Genomic DNA, 17805 nt, shown 5'->3' on the forward strand with positions numbered 1-17805 from the left:
CTATTCCTTAATTAGCTCCTCTAACAAAGCAGATATCGTTGCATTATCCCAATCTGCTATATCTGTTTCTTTAATTACAATTTCTCCTTTTTTATTTAAAACATAAGACGCAGGCGGTTCCAAAACATCAAGAGGGGAATCCCCTCCAATAATTAAATAAGTTACAGGAAATGTAAACTTGTTTTTTTTCATAAAAAGCTCTACCGGCTCTCTCTCTTCATCTGTTATTATATAAAAATCTACCGCATTACCATACGTATTATAAACTTCCTGAATCTCTTGTAATTCTGCCGCACAAGGCAATCGCCATGAAGCCCAAAAATTTATAAAAACAACTTTTCCTTTTGACTTATTAAAATTAAAAAACTGCCATTCCGCATTTTTTAACTTCCAATCATAATTTGCAATTTGTTCTCTTTCTTCGGATAAAATAATTGACGGAGTTTTCGCAAATAGTCTATTTAGATATACTTTTCCATAATAACCCACTGGAGTAACAAAAAAAGAAATTACAGCAGCAATTAGCAAAACATTAATTATTGTTTTCTTTGTCATAAGTCTATTCCCTCAAGAGGGTTTAATACTCCGATGTTTACATCGAAATGTTTAAAATTAATTTCTTTTATACCTCCCAAGAGTACCTTGAGATGATTTACTCAATCAATCTTTCAAAACTAAAAAACTCCTGACCAATATCAGGAGTTTTTATTAAATATTTACAACTAGCAATTAGTTAGCATTTTCCATTTTTATAACATTTAAGGCAGAACCTTCTCTGTACCACTCTATTTGTGCATCATTATACGTATGATTTAACATTACCACATCCTTACTCCCATCCGCATGTTCAATTTCAATTGTTAATTGCTTATTTGGAGCAAATTCTGCAATGTCGATAAAATTAAAAGTATCGTCTTCTTTTATTAAGTCGTAATCACTTTCATTGGCAAATGTTAAACCTAACATACCCTGTTTTTTAAGATTTGTCTCATGTATACGAGCGAATGACTTTACTATAACTGCTGCAACTCCTAAATGTCTAGGCTCCATTGCGGCATGCTCTCTCGAAGAACCTTCTCCGTAATTATGATCTCCCACCACAACACTTCTAACACCAGCCGCTTTATATGCTCGTGCTGTATCTGGAACACCACCATATTCTCTTGTTAATTGATTTTTAACAAAATTTGTTTTCTTACCAAAAGCATTTACAGCTCCTATTAAACAGTTATTAGAAATATTATCTAAATGTCCACGGAAGCGCAACCAAGGCCCAGCCATAGAAATATGATCTGTTGTACATTTACCAAAAGCTTTTATTAATAATTTAGCACCAAGTAAGCTCTCATCTTTTATAGGAGTAAAAGGCTCTAGCAATTGCAACCTTTCAGAATCTGGAGACACTTTAACCACAACACCAGAACCATCTTCATCTGGAGCTAAAAAGCCTGCATCTTTTACCTCAAATCCTTTTGGAGGTAATTCCCATCCGGTAGGTTCATCAAACATTACTTCTTCTCCTTTTTCGTTGATTAACTTATCTTTTATCGGATTAAAATCTAATCTGCCAGAAATAGCTATTGCTGCCGTAATTTCTGGCGAAGCAACAAAAGCGTGCGTATTTGGGTTACCATCTGCTCGTTTAGCAAAATTCCTATTAAAAGAGTGCACAATACTATTTTTAGGTGCATTTTTAGGATCGCTATATCTTGCCCATTGACCAATACATGGTCCGCAAGCGTTCGTAAATATTTTAGCATCTAAGTTCTCAAAAACTTTAAGTATACCATCTCGTTCTGCTGTATAACGTACTTGTTCAGAGCCAGGGTTAATTCCTAATTCCGATTTCATTTTTATTCCTTTATCAATAGCCTGTTGTGCAATGGAAGCCGCTCTAGACAAATCTTCATAGGAAGAATTGGTACAAGAACCTATTAGTCCCCATTCGACAGCTAAAGGCCAATCATTCTCTGTAGCTTTTACATTCATATCTGCACCAACTTTGGTAGATAAATCTGGTGTAAAAGGGCCATTTAATAAAGGGGTTAATTCCGATAAGTTAATCTCTATAACCTCATCAAAATAGTCCTCCGGATTTGTATAAACTTCTGCATCACCAGTTAAGTATTCCTTAACCTCATTTGCTGCATCTGCAATATCTGCTCTATCTGTAGCTCGTAAATAACGTTCCATAGCATCATCATAACCAAAAGTAGACGTAGTAGCTCCAATTTCTGCACCCATATTACAAATAGTTCCTTTTCCAGTGCAGGATAAGGATATGGCACCGGGGCCAAAATATTCTACAATAGCTCCTGTACCTCCTTTCGCAGTTAAAATTTCTGCCACTCTTAGAATAACATCTTTAGGAGCTGTCCAACCAGAAATTGTTCCTGTTAACTTAACTCCTATTAATTTAGGGAATTTAAGTTCCCAAGCCATTCCTGCCATTACATCTACTGCATCTGCGCCACCAACACCAATAGCTACCATTCCTAAACCACCAGCATTTACAGTATGAGAATCCGTACCAATCATCATTCCTCCTGGAAAGGCATAATTTTCTAAAACTACTTGATGAATAATACCCGCTCCAGGTTTCCAAAAACCAATTCCGTATTTATTAGAAACTGATTCTAAAAAATTAAAGACTTCTGCACTAGTGGTATTGGCTGATTTTAAATCTGCTACTGCGCCACTTTTCGCTTGTATTAAGTGATCACAATGTACTGTTGTAGGTACAGCGACTTTTGCTTTACCAGCCTGCATAAATTGCAATAGTGCCATTTGCGCTGTTGCATCTTGGCACGCTATACGGTCCGGAGCAAAATCTACATAGTCTTTACCCCTTTCAAATGCTTTCTCAGCTTTACCATCCCATAGATGAGCATATAAAATCTTTTCTGCTAAAGTTAAAGGCTTTCCCACAACATCCCTCGCCGCATCTACTCTTTTTGCTATGCCAGAATACACAGCTTTTATCATATCAATATCAAATGCCATAAGATTATATTTTTTTCCATTTTTAAACTACCCTAATATACAAAAATTAGCACATGCTTATAAAGCAAATATGTAATCTATTCGCATGGTTATCTCTAATAACTAAATCCTCTTCGAAATAAAATTTTTTTCACAAGAATTCGTTACTCTTAGTAATACAGACCTTTCCTAATCCCTAAAAATATCTACTGTGAAGATTAAAAAATTCTGGAAACGAATTTTACTAGCATTAATCTTAGTTCCAATGCTATTAATAGGGGGGTTAATGCTATATATTCAGAGTAACCAATCTGAAATTATTAAAGGAGAAATTACCAAACTAAATAAAGAACACAAAGGTCTTATTCGTGTTGGCAAAAGTGAATTATCTCTTTTTAGCAATTTTCCGTATGTCTCTATAAAAATATATGATGTGCAGGTTTTGGAAACAAAAGAAGACAATGCACCTATTATCATAAACGTAAAAGACATATTTGTAGGTTTTAATCTATGGGATATTGTAAAGGGCAATTATGATATTCAGTCTTTAGTTCTAGAAGAAGGCGTTTTTAATATCGTAATTCATGAAAATAACACCACCAATATTCAAAATTCCTTAGCCAGCACAGAAGAAACGGAAACACCTTCAACTAGTATTCATTTAAAAAAAATTAAATTTAAAAATCTGGATATTCACACATTAGATGAAGCTACCAATACCGATGTTGAAAAATTCATTTATACGGGCGTAGGAGGCTTTAGTCAAACAGACAGTATCATCGCAGGGCATATAGATACCGATTTTGAATTAAATGTAATAAAAGATGGAGATACCACTTTTATTCATAAAAAGCATTTTGAAATTCATACCGATGTGGCATTTAATGAACACACTGGTATTCTAGACATACAACCATCGGGTATTGTCATGGAAAATGGGGATTTTGAACTAGAAGGCTCTATAAACACTAAGAATGATGTAGACCTTGACCTTTCTATAAAAGGAACAAAACCCAATTTTGATATGCTTATTGCTTTTGCTCCTACAGATGTAATACCCATATTAGATAAGTACAAAAATGCAGGTGAAATTTATTTTAATGCTACTATTCAAGGCCCATCTAACAAAGGAAACCGACCTTTTATAAACGCCAACTTTGGAGCAGGAAAAGCCTTTTTGGAGAATACCGAAAAAAGAAAAAAAATAGATAACATGGGCTTCAACGGCCATTTTACAAATGGTGCTAATAGAAATACCAGTACTATGGAATTTTCTTTAACCAATATGACCGCCTCTTTAGAAAAGGGAGAATTTAAAGGATCTCTTTTTGTAAAGAATTTTGAATCGCCTGAAATCGACATGCAACTAAACTCGAATTTTAATCTTGATTTTGTTACAGACTTTTTTGACCTACAACAAGTACAAGATGCCTCTGGGAAAGTATCTCTAGAAATGAATTTTCATGATATTATAGATATAGATAATCCCGAAAAAGCATTAGAAAAACTCAACCAAGCTTACTTTGCAGAATTATTGGTAAAAGATTTGAGTCTATCTTCTAAAGAGCTTCCCGCTCCCTTACAGGATTTAAATGTACATTTAGTAATGAATGGCAAGGAAGCAACATTACATAAGTTTCAACTAGTAATGGGTAATACCGATGTATCTATACGTGGTTTTCTTTCTAATTTACCAGCTATAGTACACCATACCAACATTCCTGTAAAAGCACATTTAGATATAAACTCTAACACCATAGATGTTTCGCAACTAACTGGTTTTTCAAAACAGGATTCTATACAAACTGGTATCGACGAACAAATAAAAGACTTGAGCTTAGGGCTTTCTTTTAAAACTTCTGCCAAAGATTTTACAGAAACTACCTATTTACCAAAAGGAGAGTTTTTTATAGATAGTTTATATGCAGACTTAAAGCATTATCCGCATAAACTACATGATTTTCATGCCGATGTATTAATAGATGATAAAGACTTGCAATTGGTAGATTTTACAGGTTATATAGATGATAGCGATTTTCATTTAAACGGCCTCATACATGATTATGGCTTTTGGATGCAACCAGAGCTTAACGGAGAGGTAGATTTAGATATTAATCTTACTGCTAAAAAACTAAAACTCGAAGACCTATTTTCTTATAAAGGAGAAAATTACGTTCCCAAAGAGTACCAACATGAAACCTTTAACAATTTGGCATTGCATTTTGCGTCTAGCATGCATTATAAAGATTCTTCGTTACATTCTATAGATTTGGCTTTGGATAAGCTAGACACCAAAATGAAGTTACACCCACTTCGTTTTCATGATTTTAAAGGAAATATACATTACGGAGAGGAACATATAGTTATAAAAGATTTTCATGGAGAAATAGGGACTACCAATTTTAATTTTGATTTTAACTATTATTTAGGGAAGGATACACAAATAAAGAAAAGAGATAATTATTTAGCACTAAAAGCAAATTATATAGATTTTGATGCCCTTTTTAATTTTGATGCAAGTTCGCCAAAACAAACAGGAGTTGTTACTTCAAAAACTGAAGATGTAAAAGAGCATGCTGATGCATTTAACGTATATGAGTTGCCATTTACAGATATGCAATTCAAGGCAGATATTGCTCATTTTATATACCATAGAATAGACTTACAAAATATTAAAGCCAATTTAAGAACTACTCCTAACCATTACCTTTATGTAGATACATTAGATATGAATGCCGCAGGAGGAAATATTCAATTAAACGGGTATTTTAATGGTAGTGACCCAAAACATATTTATATGCAACCCAATTTGGTTTTAAATAATGTGGATTTGGATAAATTGCTGTTTAAGTTTGAAAATTTTGGACAAGACCATCTCATTTCCGATAATTTACAAGGAAAGCTTACTTCTAGAATTAAAGGTAAAATTAGAGTGTATCCAGATTTGATACCCGACTTAGACCAATCTACTTTAGATATGGATGTACAAGTATTAGACGGAAGATTAAAAAATTACAACCCAATGCTAGCACTTTCCGATTATATGGAGGATAAAAACTTGCAAAATATTAGGTTTGATACCTTGCAAAATAGCCTAAATATACAACAAGGAAAAATTACCATTCCCGCTATGACCATTGCTTCTACTCTAGGGCATATGCAACTTTCTGGTACGCATGATAATAATCAAAACATAGACTACGCCATACGTATTCCTTGGAAAACCGTAAAAAAAGCGGCTTGGCAAAAACTGTTTGGAGGAAAGAAAGATAGTATTAGCAATGCCCAACAAGAAGATGAAATTGTAAAAGTAGATGCTAACCAAAAAACAAAATACCTTAATTTAAAAATTAAAGGAACTATAGACGACTACAAAGTGTCTTTAGGGAAGAAAAAAGAGAAATATCCTAAATAAAAGGCAGGATGGCAAGTACAAAATTCATGGAACAAAAAAGTCCGAGCTTAAAAACTCGGACTTTTTAAAATATTATAATCGTAACCTAAAACTAGCTTACTAATTGCTTTTGAGAAGGTTTAAACTTAGTAAGCTCAATACCTTCTACGGCAGCTTCATACTCTTCCATAGTAGGTGTTCTTCCTAAAATAGTAGATAAAACCACTACTGGCGTGGAGGATAATAAAGATTCTCCTTTTTTACCATCTGTATCTCTAACCACTCTTCCTTGGAATAAACGTGTAGAGGTTGCCATTACTGTGTCTCCTGGCTCAGCCTTTTCTTGGTTACCCATGCAAAGGTTACAACCTGGACGCTCTAAATACAACATATTTTCATATTTAGTACGTGCTAAACCTTTTGGTGCATCATCATCGAATACAAAACCTGAGTATTTCTCTAATATTTCCCAATCGCCTTCTTCTTTTAACTCATCTACAATGTTATAGGTTGGTGGTGCAACTACTAAAGGCGCATTAAACTCCACTTTTCCTTGTTGTGCCTCTACATTCTTTAGCATTTGCGCTAAAATCTTCATATCCCCTTTATGTATCATACAAGACCCAACAAATCCTAAATCTACTTTCTTAGTACCTCCGTAGAAAGATAATGGTTGAATGTTATCGTGTGTATAACGCTTAGATACATCTTCGTTATTTACATCTGGATCCGCAATCATTGGCTCCACAATCTTATCTAAGTCAATCACCACTTCTGCATGGTACTGCGCATCTGCATCTGGCTTTAAAGCTGGTCTTTCTCCTGACTTTAATTCTGCAATACGCTTGTTTGCTTTATCTACTAAGCCTTGTAATACCTTCTTATCGTTATCCATACCCTTATCTAGCATAATTTGGATACGATCTCTAGAAATTGCTAAGGACTCTGCTAATGTAGCATCTTCAGAAATACAGATAGATGCTTTAGCTTTCATCTCTGCCGTCCAATCTGTAAATGTAAAGGCCTCATCCGAAGTTAAGGTACCAATATGCACCTCAATGATTCTTCCTTGGAATACATTCTCTCCGCCAAACTGATTTAACATCTGCTCTTGCGTAGCATGTACCACATCACGGAAATCCATGTACGGTTTCATATTTCCTTTAAAGGTTACTTTTACAGACTGCGGAATTGGCATAGTAGCCTCTCCTGTTGCTAAAGCTAAAGCAACGGTTCCAGAATCTGCCCCAAAAGCAACACCCTTTGCCATACGTGTATGCGAATCTCCACCAATAATAACATCCCAATCATCTACAGCGATATCATTTAATACTTTATGGATAACATCGGTCATTGGAAAGTATTTCCCCTTAGGATCACGTCCTGTAATTAATCCAAAATCATTCATAAATGACATTAATCTTGGAATATTAGCTTTAGACTTATCATCCCAAACTGAAGCAGTATGACAACCCGATTGGTATCCTGCATCTACAATTGGAGAAATAATAGTTGCTGCCATCATCTCTAACTCTTGAGAGGTCATTAATCCTGTAGTATCCTGAGAACCTACAATATTAACTTCTACTCTAACATTAGATCCAGCATGCAATGTTTTTCCTGGTGTGGTTCCTACTGCATTTTTGTTGAATATTTTTTCAACGGCAGTTAACCCTTGCCCTTCTATAGAAACTTCTTTTGCCGCAGCGTATACTTGAGGAACATCTATTCCTAAAGCTTTACACGCAAAAGTTTGTAATTTTTTACCAAAAACAACAGCATAAGACCCTCCAGCTTTAATAAACTCCATTTTTGGAGGTGTTAATGCTGCAGAAATATCCTTAACGGCTTTACCGTCTTTATATAGTTTTTTCTCTTTTGTATTTATCGTAAGTACCGTACCTGTATCTACTGTATATACTTGTTCTAAAACTGGTTCTCCGTCTGCATCATAAACGGTTTTACCATTTTCATCTTTTTTAGTAACCCAGTTTTTAAGATCAATACCAATACCACCAGTTACCCCAACTGTGGTTAAGAAAATTGGAGCAATGCCATTTGTTCCTGCAATTACAGGTGCAAAATTAATAAATGGCACGTATTTGCTAAAAGGTACCCCTGTCCATAAAGCAACATTATTAACTCCTGACATTCTTGAAGACCCCACTCCCATGGTTCCTTTTTCCGCGATTAACATTACGCGCTTATCCGGGTGCTGTTCTTTTAAAGCCAACACTTCTTGTTGCATTTCTTTATTATGCTCAAACATACACTGACCATGCAATTCTCTATCTGATCTTGAGTGCGCATCTGCTCCAGGCGATAATAAATCTGTTGAAATATCTCCAACACCAGCAATATACGTTACGATTTCTATCTCTTCTTCTACTTCTGGAAGTTTTGTAAAGAATTCTGCTTCCGCATAACTTTCTATAATTTCTTTTGCAATAGCACTTCCTGCTTTCATAGCGTCCTCTAAACGGTCCGTATCTGCTTCATATAAGAAAACCTGAGTTTTTAAAACCTCAGCTGCTTGTTTTGCTATAGATGCATCTTCACCTAAAGCCAAATCTAGCAACACTTCAACGGAGGGTCCTCCCTTCATATGAGACAATTGTTCTAAAGCAAAAGAAGGTGTAATTTCTTTAACTTCTGACTCCCCTAAAATGATTTCCTTTAAAAATTTAGCTTTTACACTAGCAGCACTAGTAGTTCCAGGCAGAACATTATAGATGAAAAAATTAAGAGAATCTTCCCTATATTCATTATTTACATCTTTAATTTGCTCAATAATTTCACTAAGTAATTCTGCTCCATCAATTGGTTGTGGATGAAGTCCCTGACCTTTTCGCTCTTCTATCTGTTTAAGGTAATCTTTATAAATGCTCATATAATAGAATATCTAGTTTTTTAAGTTATTGCAATCTCACAAAATTACTAAAATCTACAAGCTTTATGAAAGAAATTCATTGTCTTAACCTATATTTTAAGGAAATAGCTAAATAACTCGCAAGAAAAAGAGATTCCCAAAATTTTTAGGTCAAATTTTAACAATAATGCAAGCGAAAACGTTTGACCCAAAGCAATGAAACTACCATAATTGCTTAATAATGTCTTCTTCAGAGATACTTTCGGCCTCAGCCTTGTAATTCTTAATAATTCTATGCCTTAATATTCCAAGAGAAACCGCTTTTACATCTTCAATATCTGGAGAAAATTTACCACTAATTGCTGCATGCGCTTTTGCAGCCAAAACAAGGTTTTGAGATGCCCTAGGGCCTGCTCCCCAATCTAAATACTGACGAACATAATCGGATGCTCCTTCTATATTAGGTCTTGTACTACTAGCCAATTTCACTGCATATTCCACCACATTATCTGGAACAGGAATCCTTCTAATTAAATGCTGTACAGCAACAATTTCTTCCGCATTAAATAATGCATTAACCTTTACAATATTATCCGAAGTTGTATTTTTCACCACCTCAATTTCCTCTGCTATAGATGGATATTTTAATTCTATAGCGAACATAAAACGATCTAACTGTGCTTCTGGTAATGGATACGTACCTTCTTGTTCTATTGGGTTTTGCGTTGCTAGCACAAAATAAGGTAAATCTAACTTATGCTGCACACCAGCAATAGTAACTGCCCTTTCTTGCATAGCCTCTAACAAGGCTGCTTGTGTTTTTGGAGGCGTCCTATTTATTTCATCTGCCAAAATAATATTAGAAAAAATGGGGCCTTTAATAAATTTAAAATTCCTGTTCTGATCTAAAACCTCACTCCCTAATATATCGCTTGGCATTAAATCTGGTGTAAACTGAATTCTCTTAAAGTTTAAACCTAATGTTTGCGCTATCGTATTAACCATTAAGGTTTTTGCTAAACCAGGAACACCTATTAATAAAGAATGCCCGCCTGTGTATATAGAAAGTAGTATTTGGTCAATGACTTCTTCTTGCCCAATTATAATTTTACCAATCTCTTTCTTTAAGGATTTATGCTTATTTACAAGGTTTTGAACCGCAGTAACATCTGACATGTAATTATTCTTTTACCCATTTATTAGAAAAATCACAATCTTTCTTAGAGTCATTAACACTAATATAAGTATCTTTTATGTGCTCTGCCATCCATTCTTTTATTTCGCCAAATTGTTTCTCCGTAAGAGCAAGTTTTTGAATTTTAATATAATCCTTAGCAAAATCAGCTACATGCTCATCATACCTATTCGTCACTTTTAATAGTTTGTATTTTGGAGGACCACCCCTCGGGTCTTCTTCTATAACTGGATGAGAAATCTCATTATCTTTTAAATTACGTACCTGATTATATAATGATGGATCCATTTTAGTTAACTCAAAACGGGAATCAAAATTTGTTGGATTCCTTAGCAAACCACCATCAAATTTTGTTTCTTTTTCATCTGAGAAATTAAGTGCTGCCTGTGCAAAAGTAAAATCTCCTTTATTTATTTTAGCCCTAATACTATCTAATTCTTTCTTCGCCTCTGCTATTGCGTCATCCGATATTTCTGGTTGAATTAGAATATGTCTTAAATCTAATTCTTGCCCTCGAATTTTTTCGATAAATATGATATGATACCCAAACTGCGTTTCAAAAGGCTCTGAAATCTCTCCCTCTTGCAAACTAAAAGCTACATCTTTAAAAGTTTTATCAAAACCTGTTTCTTTTGTAATACTGTAAAAGCCTCCTTTAGATTTAGATCCAGGGTCCTGAGAGTACAAAATCGCTTTTACACTAAAACTAGCATCATTATCATCTACATCTGCTTTTATACCATTTAATTTATCTATAACCTTTTGTATTTCTTTCTGCGATGGTTTTGGTGATTTTACTATTTGCGCAATTTCCATTTCTGCTCCAAACACCGGTCTTTCGTCTTTGGGTATCTTATTATAAAACTGACGGACTTCTTCTGGAGTTATTTCTATTTCAGAAACAATACTGTTTTGCATTTTCTCAGAAAGCATACGCAGCTTATTAATCTTATATAACTCTTCCCTAAAAGCTACTTCACTTTCTTTTTTATAATATTTTAAAACCTTTTCCATAGATCCAATCTGTTGCACTAAGGATTGTAATTGCCTATCTCCTGTGGCATTAACCTCATCATCAGAAACCAAGATACTATCCTGGACGGCTTGGTGTGCATACAAACGATCTTCCATTAATTTTCCAAGAAGACTACATCTTGTAATATCCTCCGTGGAAGCCCCTTGACTCTTTAAATCTATCAAAGTTTTTTCAATATCCGACTCTAGGATTACATAATCCCCTACAACAGCAGAAATACCATCTAATTTTACTTTTTTAAAATTAGAGACAGAATCTTTTTCCTCGACTATCTTAGTCTCTTCTACTATTAGTTCTTGTGGTTCTACCTGTGTATCTGGAATTTCTTGAGGCGTTTCTTGTGCATTAATCGTATAAGAAAACACACATAAAACTAATAACAATACTAATTTATTCTTCTGGAACATAAACTTCAAATTCTTTTTCTTTAATAGCTTCATCTATTATCTCTGCTTCTAACTTTCTAACGTAATCAAGTTTTCTTCGACTAAGCAATACTTGTCTTATACTAGGCTTAATAAATGAAAGAGGTGCAATTGTATTTTCTTCTTTTACCTCCACAATTTTCCCCAAATATACCCCTAATGAATCCTTCAATTCAAAAAATTGTGATTTTTTTAAGTATCTATCCTGATTTTCAATTGTTAATGGAGGAATCTCTTCAATAACTCTAGAAGCAGAAACCCAAATAGAATCATTAAAATTTAACTTTCGAAATTGTACCGAAATAGAATCTAAAAATTTAATGTCGTCATTTTTAAAATTCTTTAACCTTTTAACAACTTCATTTTTATTTAAAAACTGATTTGGAATTTCTACAAAACGCAGCCTTAAAATCCTTTCTTTTAATTTAAAATTATCCTTCTCTCGTTCATAAAAAGACCGTAATTGCGCATCTGTTACAATAGAATCGCTCCCTTGTTGCACTAATGCCTCTTTATATGCCCTAGTATACAAATCTGTTCTATAATTAGCCACAAGAGTATCAAACTGAGCAAGTTTTTCTTCAGACAAATTAATTTTTGCTTTAGACAGCAGCAATTGTTTAGATGCCCAGTTATTTATATAATTAGTAATTATTGCTGCGCTGTCCGAAGATGATATTCCCTTTGTTAGAAAAGGAGCAACAGCTTCCATGTACAAATAGGATTGCCCTACTCTAGCCAAAGGTTTCTCATCTACTTCTTTTTTGAGATAGGACCCACAAGAAATAAAGACCAACAGAAATATGACTAATAAGCATAAACTACTTATTAATCTCGATTTTTTCTTTAATACAAACATGCCGCAAAAATAGCAATAAGATAATGTCATGCAAGAATTAACAGCTTTCCTTAACAGAATTTTGGGCATCTCTTAAGAATTATTACATTAGACCATATTATAAGATTCATTTATCTAAAAAAAAGAAGACTATACGTAATTAGTACTATAAAATGAGCGATAGAAAAATAAAATTGATTTGGGATTTTAGAGGACCCGCAGCGCAAAAAACTGCAGAGCACCATGAAATACACTTAAAAGAATATATTCAAATAGAAAAGCTAACACAAAAAATTACTGGTTTTACACAAATAAACGAAATGCATAGTATTGCATTCATGGTCACCGAAGAGGCTAATATGATAGCGGTAAGAGATGCTTTAAAACCTCATAGAGGAGAAGTTTATTCGGATTAAAGAAAACACATATTATAAAACAAATTTGTATAAGATTCCGATATTTGCATTCAAATTATATTTACATGTTTAATAGTAACCCCTCATGACTGAACCCAAAAAGACACGTATTAATAAATACTTAAGTGAAGTTGGTTTTTGTTCTAGAAGAGCCGCAGACAAACTAATTGACCAAGGAAGAGTTACTATAAATGGAAAAGTTCCTGAAATGGGAACCAAAATTATAGAAGGTGATGAAGTAAAAGTAGATGGAAAACTTATTTCCGAACCTAAAGAAAAACCCGTTTACATTGCTTTTAATAAACCCATTGGGATTGTTTGCACTACAGACACCAAAGTAGAAAAAAACAATATAATTGATTACATAAATTACCCCAAGAGAATTTTTCCTATTGGAAGGTTAGATAAACCTAGTGAAGGATTAATTTTCTTGACTAATGATGGCGATATTGTGAACAAAATTCTTAGAGCCAGAAACCATCATGAGAAAGAGTATATGGTTACTGTAGACAGAGTTATAACCCCAAACTTTTTAAAACAAATGCGAAACGGCGTGCCCATACTCGATACGGTAACACGCAAATGTGAAGTGGAGGAAATAAGTAAATATCAGTTTAAAATTATTCTAACTCAAGGTTTAAATCGGCAAATTAGACGTATGTGCGAGTACCTTGGATACGATGTAAAAAAGCTAAAAAGAACACGAATTATGAATATTTCCTTGGACATTCCTATTGGACAATGGAGAGACATTACTGCTGCTGAACTGCAAGAAATAAATCGTTTGGTTTCTACTTCTGCAAAAACTCATGATAATACTTTTTAAACCTAAAAAAGGACTATTAAAACCACATTTTATTTCAAAATTTAACAGTTACCCATCTAAAAATCACTAACTTAGTGAGTAAACCACAAGCAATAATTATTTTATTTAATTTACGCTTCTTAATATAATCATCATGATATCTATAAAAATAAGCTATATAAAAAGAAGTAACTTAAGAATTCTCTTGTCCCTTATACTAATAAGTGCTCTTAACAACTTTAACGCTTTTGGGTTTCAAGAACAAGAAATTAATTTTACGGAATACAAAGGAGAGGTTTTAGATGAAGCATCTAAAAAACCCCTAATATTTGCCACATTAGCCGTACAGGAATCTAACATTACAACGGTTACGAATACAGAAGGACAATTCTCTTTAAAAATTCCTGAAGAAAAAATGAGCTCTACTGTTTTAATTTCTTTTCTTGGATACAAAACGAGACTTGTTTCCATTTCTCAACTAAACAAAAAAAAGAATAAAATATTTTTAACAATTTCCGTAACTGAACTTGCCGAAATAAACATAAGTGCTCCAAAAAATGCAGAAAGCTTAGTAAGAGAAACTCTAACTAAAAAAGGGAAAAATTATTTTGATGACCCAACCTTAATGACTGCATTTTATAGAGAAACCATAAAGAAAAGAAGAAAAAATGTTTCTCTTTCTGAAGCTGTTGTAAACATTTACAAAACGCCATATACGTCTCACCGGAATGACGCCGTACAGCTATACAAAGCTCGAAAAAGCACAGATTACACTAAAATGGATACGGTTGCCTTAAAGTTACAAGGCGGACCTTTTAATGCTCTTTATATAGATATAATGAAGTATCCTGAGTTTATTTTTAGCAATGAGTCTCTAGATGATTATACTTTTAGTTTTGACAGCTCTACTAGAATAAACAACAAATTAATCTACGTAATAAACTTTGAACAAAAATCTAGTGTCCAAAGACCAATGTATAAGGGTAAGTTGTATATAGATCAAGAAAATAAAATTCTAACCAGTGCTATTTACTCTTTAAATATTACTAACAAAGATGATGCAGCTAGAATGTTTGTTCGCAGAAAACCGAGAAATGCTAAGGTTTGGCCTACCGAAATTGCCTATAGAGTAGATTACAGAGAAAAGAATAACAAATGGTATTACGGATACAGTAATGTTTTATTAGAATTTAAAATTAATTGGGATAAAAAATTATTTAATTCTGTTTATAGCATGACCTGCGAAATGGCGGTAACCGATTGGGAGAAAAACCATATTCAATCCATGCCTAAAGCAAAGGAAAGAATAAAAACTTCTATTATTTTAAGTGATGAAGCAATAGGTTTTTCTGACCCAGATTTTTGGGGTGAATACAATATTATAGAACCAGAAAAGTCTATTGAATCTGCGATAAAAAAAATACAACGACAACTAAAGCGTTCTAAAAACAAAAGTGGAACTTCTACACCTTAAAAATATTCCGCAAAAATATCATGAAATAGAATTAACCGCTTAAATAAAAAAGAGTCAAAGCAATGCAACTTTGACTCTTTTTTATTTACGTATATTAATTAGCTACTTCGCTTATAAATTTCAATCTATACAATCGAAGTTCTTCATCTTCATAATCCCCATCGAACTCTTTACTTGCCTCCTCTAAGTTATCCGTTTCTGCTTCTAAGAAATAATCGTGAATTTCTTCTTGTTGGTCTTCATCTAGAATCTCATCAATCCAATATCCCAAATTAAGTTTAGTACCACTAAAAACAATTTGTTCCATTTCTTTTATTAAATCTGGAAGCTCTATTCCTTTTGCTGAAGCAATATCATTTAAAGATAATTTTCTATCGACATTTTGTATTATATAAAGTTTTAAAGCAGAGTTAGCACCGGTACTTTTTACCACCAAGTCATCTGGGCGAATAATATCATTCTCTTCCACGTAACCTGCTATTAATTGTACAAATGGCTTTCCGTATTTTTTAGCTTTCCCCTCTCCTACACCATGAATATTAAGCATCTCTTCCATACTAATAGGATACTTTAACGCCATATCTGCCAAAGACGGATCCTGAAAAACCACAAAAGGAGGTACACCAAGCTTATCTGCTTGCGCCTTTCTTAAATCTTTAAGTTGTTTTAATAGTTTTTCATCGGATACCCCTGCAACCTTAGAAGCACTTACAATAGCATCATCACTTTCTTGATTATACACGTGATCCATTGTCATCATAAATGACTCTGGTTTATCTAAATATGCCTTACCTTTTGGTGTAACCTTTAAAACTCCGTATTGCTCAATTTCTTTTTTTAGATAACCGGCAACAAGAATTTGTCTAATTAAAGCCATCCAGTATCCCGTATCTTTATCTTTACCTATTCCAAAAAATGGCTTTTCGTTGGTTTTATGAGATGAAATTAAAGCATTTACCTCTCCAATGATGGTTTTAACTATCTCCTTTGCCTTAAACTTCTCTGCCGTACCATGCACAACACTTATTAGTTTTGTAACATTTTCTTTGGCTTCTTTTTTATCTTTTGGATTCCTAGCATTATCATCCATATCTGCCCCTTCTCCATTAACCTCATCATAAGATTCTCCAAAGTAATGTAGCATAAATTTACGCCTAGACATAGATGTCTCCGCATAAGCAACTACTTCCTGCAAAAGTGCATTTCCTATTTCTTGCTCCGCAACGGGCTTACCGGACATAAATTTTTCTAGCTTCTCTACATCTTTATACGAATAAAACGCTAAACAATGTCCTTCCCCTCCATCTCTTCCTGCACGCCCTGTTTCCTGATAATAACTTTCTATGCTTTTAGGGATGTCATTATGAATAACATAACGAACGTCTGGCTTATCTATACCCATTCCAAAGGCTATAGTTGCAACAACAACATCTACATCTTCCATTAAAAACATATCCTGGTACTTAGATCTTGTTTTAGCATCAAAACCAGCATGATAAGGAACGGCACTAATTCCATTAACCTGCAAAACTTGCGCCAGAGCCTCTACTCTTTTTCTACTTAAACAATAAATAACTCCAGATTTCCCCGTATTTTGTTTTACAAAACGAATAATATCTGCATCTATATTTGCTGTTTTTGTTCGTACTTCATAAAACAAATTAGGTCTATTAAACGAAGCTTTGAATAACTGCGCTCCATTAATTCCTAAATTTTTAATAATATCTTCTTGCACTTTGGGAGTTGCAGTAGCAGTAAGCCCTACAATTGGAATATTATCTCCTAACCTACCTACAATATTTCTTAAATTTCTATATTCTGGTCTAAAATCGTGACCCCACTCCGAAATACAATGAGCTTCATCTACAGCTACAAAAGAAATTTTTACAGAATTAAGGAATTCTACATACTCATCTTTTGTTAAAGATTCTGGCGCTACATACAATAACTTTGTAACCCCATTAACAATATCCTCTTTTACTTGTTTTATTTCTGTTTTATTTAACGAAGAATTTAAAACATGCGCAACTCCATAATCAGAAGAGACTCCACGAATGGCATCAACTTGATTTTTCATCAAAGCTATTAAAGGAGATACAACAATTGCTGTACCCTCTTGCATTAATGCCGGCAATTGATAACACATAGATTTACCACCGCCTGTAGGCATAATAACAAAAGCGTTTTTACCTTCTAAAATTTTCTTTATTACCTCTTCTTGCAATCCTTTAAATTGAGAAAAGCCAAAATATTTTTTTAATGCTATGTGTAAATCATCACTACTCAAACTCATATCACTTATTGCCATCTTTCAACAAATTCTTCCAATATATTAGAATATCAATTTAATAAAATATATAACTAATTACAA

Annotated in this window: 11 protein-coding genes; 4 read left to right on the plus strand and 7 right to left on the minus strand. The window is 33.7% G+C overall.

Features of this window, described 5'->3' with window-relative positions; genetic code table 11:
- Both Q0856_RS16225 and Q0856_RS16230 read right to left on the minus strand, forming a co-directional pair.
- Complete coding sequence (locus tag Q0856_RS16225) at positions 1-555, minus strand: TlpA disulfide reductase family protein (RefSeq protein WP_298506738.1); 555 nt, start codon at positions 553-555, stop codon at positions 1-3.
- A 174-nt stretch (positions 556-729) separates the two neighbouring features.
- Positions 730-3003, minus strand: coding sequence for an aconitate hydratase (locus tag Q0856_RS16230; protein WP_298506741.1), 2274 nt, complete (start codon positions 3001-3003; stop codon positions 730-732).
- A gap of 190 nt (positions 3004-3193) precedes the next feature.
- On the opposite strand from Q0856_RS16230, the gene Q0856_RS16235 reads away from it, so the two are divergent.
- Positions 3194-6397, plus strand: coding sequence for an AsmA-like C-terminal region-containing protein (locus Q0856_RS16235; protein WP_298506743.1), 3204 nt, complete (start codon positions 3194-3196; stop codon positions 6395-6397).
- Between the two features lie 91 nt (positions 6398-6488).
- On the opposite strand, the gene Q0856_RS16240 is transcribed toward Q0856_RS16235, so the two are convergent.
- The 4 genes from Q0856_RS16240 to Q0856_RS16255 all read right to left on the minus strand — a co-directional run bounded on the left by Q0856_RS16240 (position 6489) and on the right by Q0856_RS16255 (position 12760).
- Complete coding sequence (locus tag Q0856_RS16240) at positions 6489-9266, minus strand: bifunctional aconitate hydratase 2/2-methylisocitrate dehydratase (RefSeq protein WP_298506746.1); 2778 nt, start codon at positions 9264-9266, stop codon at positions 6489-6491.
- Positions 9267-9467: 201 nt separating this feature from the next.
- Positions 9468-10421: a MoxR family ATPase gene (locus Q0856_RS16245; protein ID WP_298506748.1), complete on the minus strand. Its 954-nt coding sequence runs from the start codon at positions 10419-10421 to the stop codon at positions 9468-9470.
- A 4-nt stretch (positions 10422-10425) separates the two neighbouring features.
- A complete protein-coding gene (locus Q0856_RS16250) occupies positions 10426-11883 on the minus strand; it encodes a peptidylprolyl isomerase (protein WP_298506750.1) in 1458 nt (485 codons plus the stop codon).
- Entirely contained in the window at positions 11867-12760 is an 894-nt protein-coding gene (locus Q0856_RS16255) for a peptidylprolyl isomerase (RefSeq protein ID WP_298506752.1), read from the minus strand. Before Q0856_RS16255 ends, Q0856_RS16250 begins: the two co-directional genes overlap by 17 nt.
- 152 nt (positions 12761-12912) lie before the next feature.
- On the opposite strand from Q0856_RS16255, the gene Q0856_RS16260 reads away from it, so the two are divergent.
- The 3 genes from Q0856_RS16260 (at position 12913) to Q0856_RS16270 (ending at position 15434) form a co-directional block, all read left to right on the plus strand.
- Positions 12913-13155 (plus strand): hypothetical protein, encoded by a 243-nt coding sequence (locus Q0856_RS16260; RefSeq protein ID WP_298472475.1) that lies wholly within the window; start codon positions 12913-12915, stop codon positions 13153-13155.
- 85 nt (positions 13156-13240) lie between these two features.
- Positions 13241-13981, plus strand: coding sequence for a 23S rRNA pseudouridine(2604) synthase RluF (rluF, locus tag Q0856_RS16265; protein WP_298506755.1), 741 nt, complete (start codon positions 13241-13243; stop codon positions 13979-13981).
- A gap of 133 nt (positions 13982-14114) precedes the next feature.
- Positions 14115-15434 carry a carboxypeptidase-like regulatory domain-containing protein gene (locus tag Q0856_RS16270; protein ID WP_298506757.1) on the plus strand — a complete coding sequence of 440 codons (1320 nt, stop codon included), beginning with the start codon at positions 14115-14117 and terminating at the stop codon, positions 15432-15434.
- A gap of 94 nt (positions 15435-15528) precedes the next feature.
- On the opposite strand, the gene recQ is transcribed toward Q0856_RS16270, so the two are convergent.
- Entirely contained in the window at positions 15529-17727 is a 2199-nt protein-coding gene (gene recQ / locus Q0856_RS16275) for a DNA helicase RecQ (RefSeq protein ID WP_298475108.1), read from the minus strand.
- Between the last annotated feature and the right edge of the window lie 78 nt (positions 17728-17805).

The sequence above is a fragment of the uncultured Maribacter sp. genome (genome assembly GCF_947496775.1).
Taxonomy (GTDB): Bacteria; Bacteroidota; Bacteroidia; order Flavobacteriales; family Flavobacteriaceae; genus Maribacter_B.

Excerpts from the sequence above, each read along its gene's own strand:
- Q0856_RS16240 (WP_298506746.1), bottom strand. The coding sequence starts at position 9,266 with ATGAGCATTTATAAAGATTACCTTAAACAGATAGAAGAGCGAAAAGGT.
- rluF (WP_298506755.1), top strand. The coding sequence starts at position 13,241 with ATGACTGAACCCAAAAAGACACGTATTAATAAATACTTAAGTGAAGTT.
- Q0856_RS16230 (WP_298506741.1), bottom strand. The coding sequence starts at position 3,003 with ATGGCATTTGATATTGATATGATAAAAGCTGTGTATTCTGGCATAGCA.
- Q0856_RS16255 (WP_298506752.1), bottom strand. The coding sequence starts at position 12,760 with ATGTTTGTATTAAAGAAAAAATCGAGATTAATAAGTAGTTTATGCTTA.
- Q0856_RS16250 (WP_298506750.1), bottom strand. The coding sequence starts at position 11,883 with ATGTTCCAGAAGAATAAATTAGTATTGTTATTAGTTTTATGTGTGTTT.
- Q0856_RS16245 (WP_298506748.1), bottom strand. The coding sequence starts at position 10,421 with ATGTCAGATGTTACTGCGGTTCAAAACCTTGTAAATAAGCATAAATCC.
- recQ (WP_298475108.1), bottom strand. The coding sequence starts at position 17,727 with ATGAGTTTGAGTAGTGATGATTTACACATAGCATTAAAAAAATATTTT.
- Q0856_RS16260 (WP_298472475.1), top strand. The coding sequence starts at position 12,913 with ATGAGCGATAGAAAAATAAAATTGATTTGGGATTTTAGAGGACCCGCA.
- Q0856_RS16225 (WP_298506738.1), bottom strand. The coding sequence starts at position 555 with ATGACAAAGAAAACAATAATTAATGTTTTGCTAATTGCTGCTGTAATT.
- Q0856_RS16270 (WP_298506757.1), top strand. The coding sequence starts at position 14,115 with ATGATATCTATAAAAATAAGCTATATAAAAAGAAGTAACTTAAGAATT.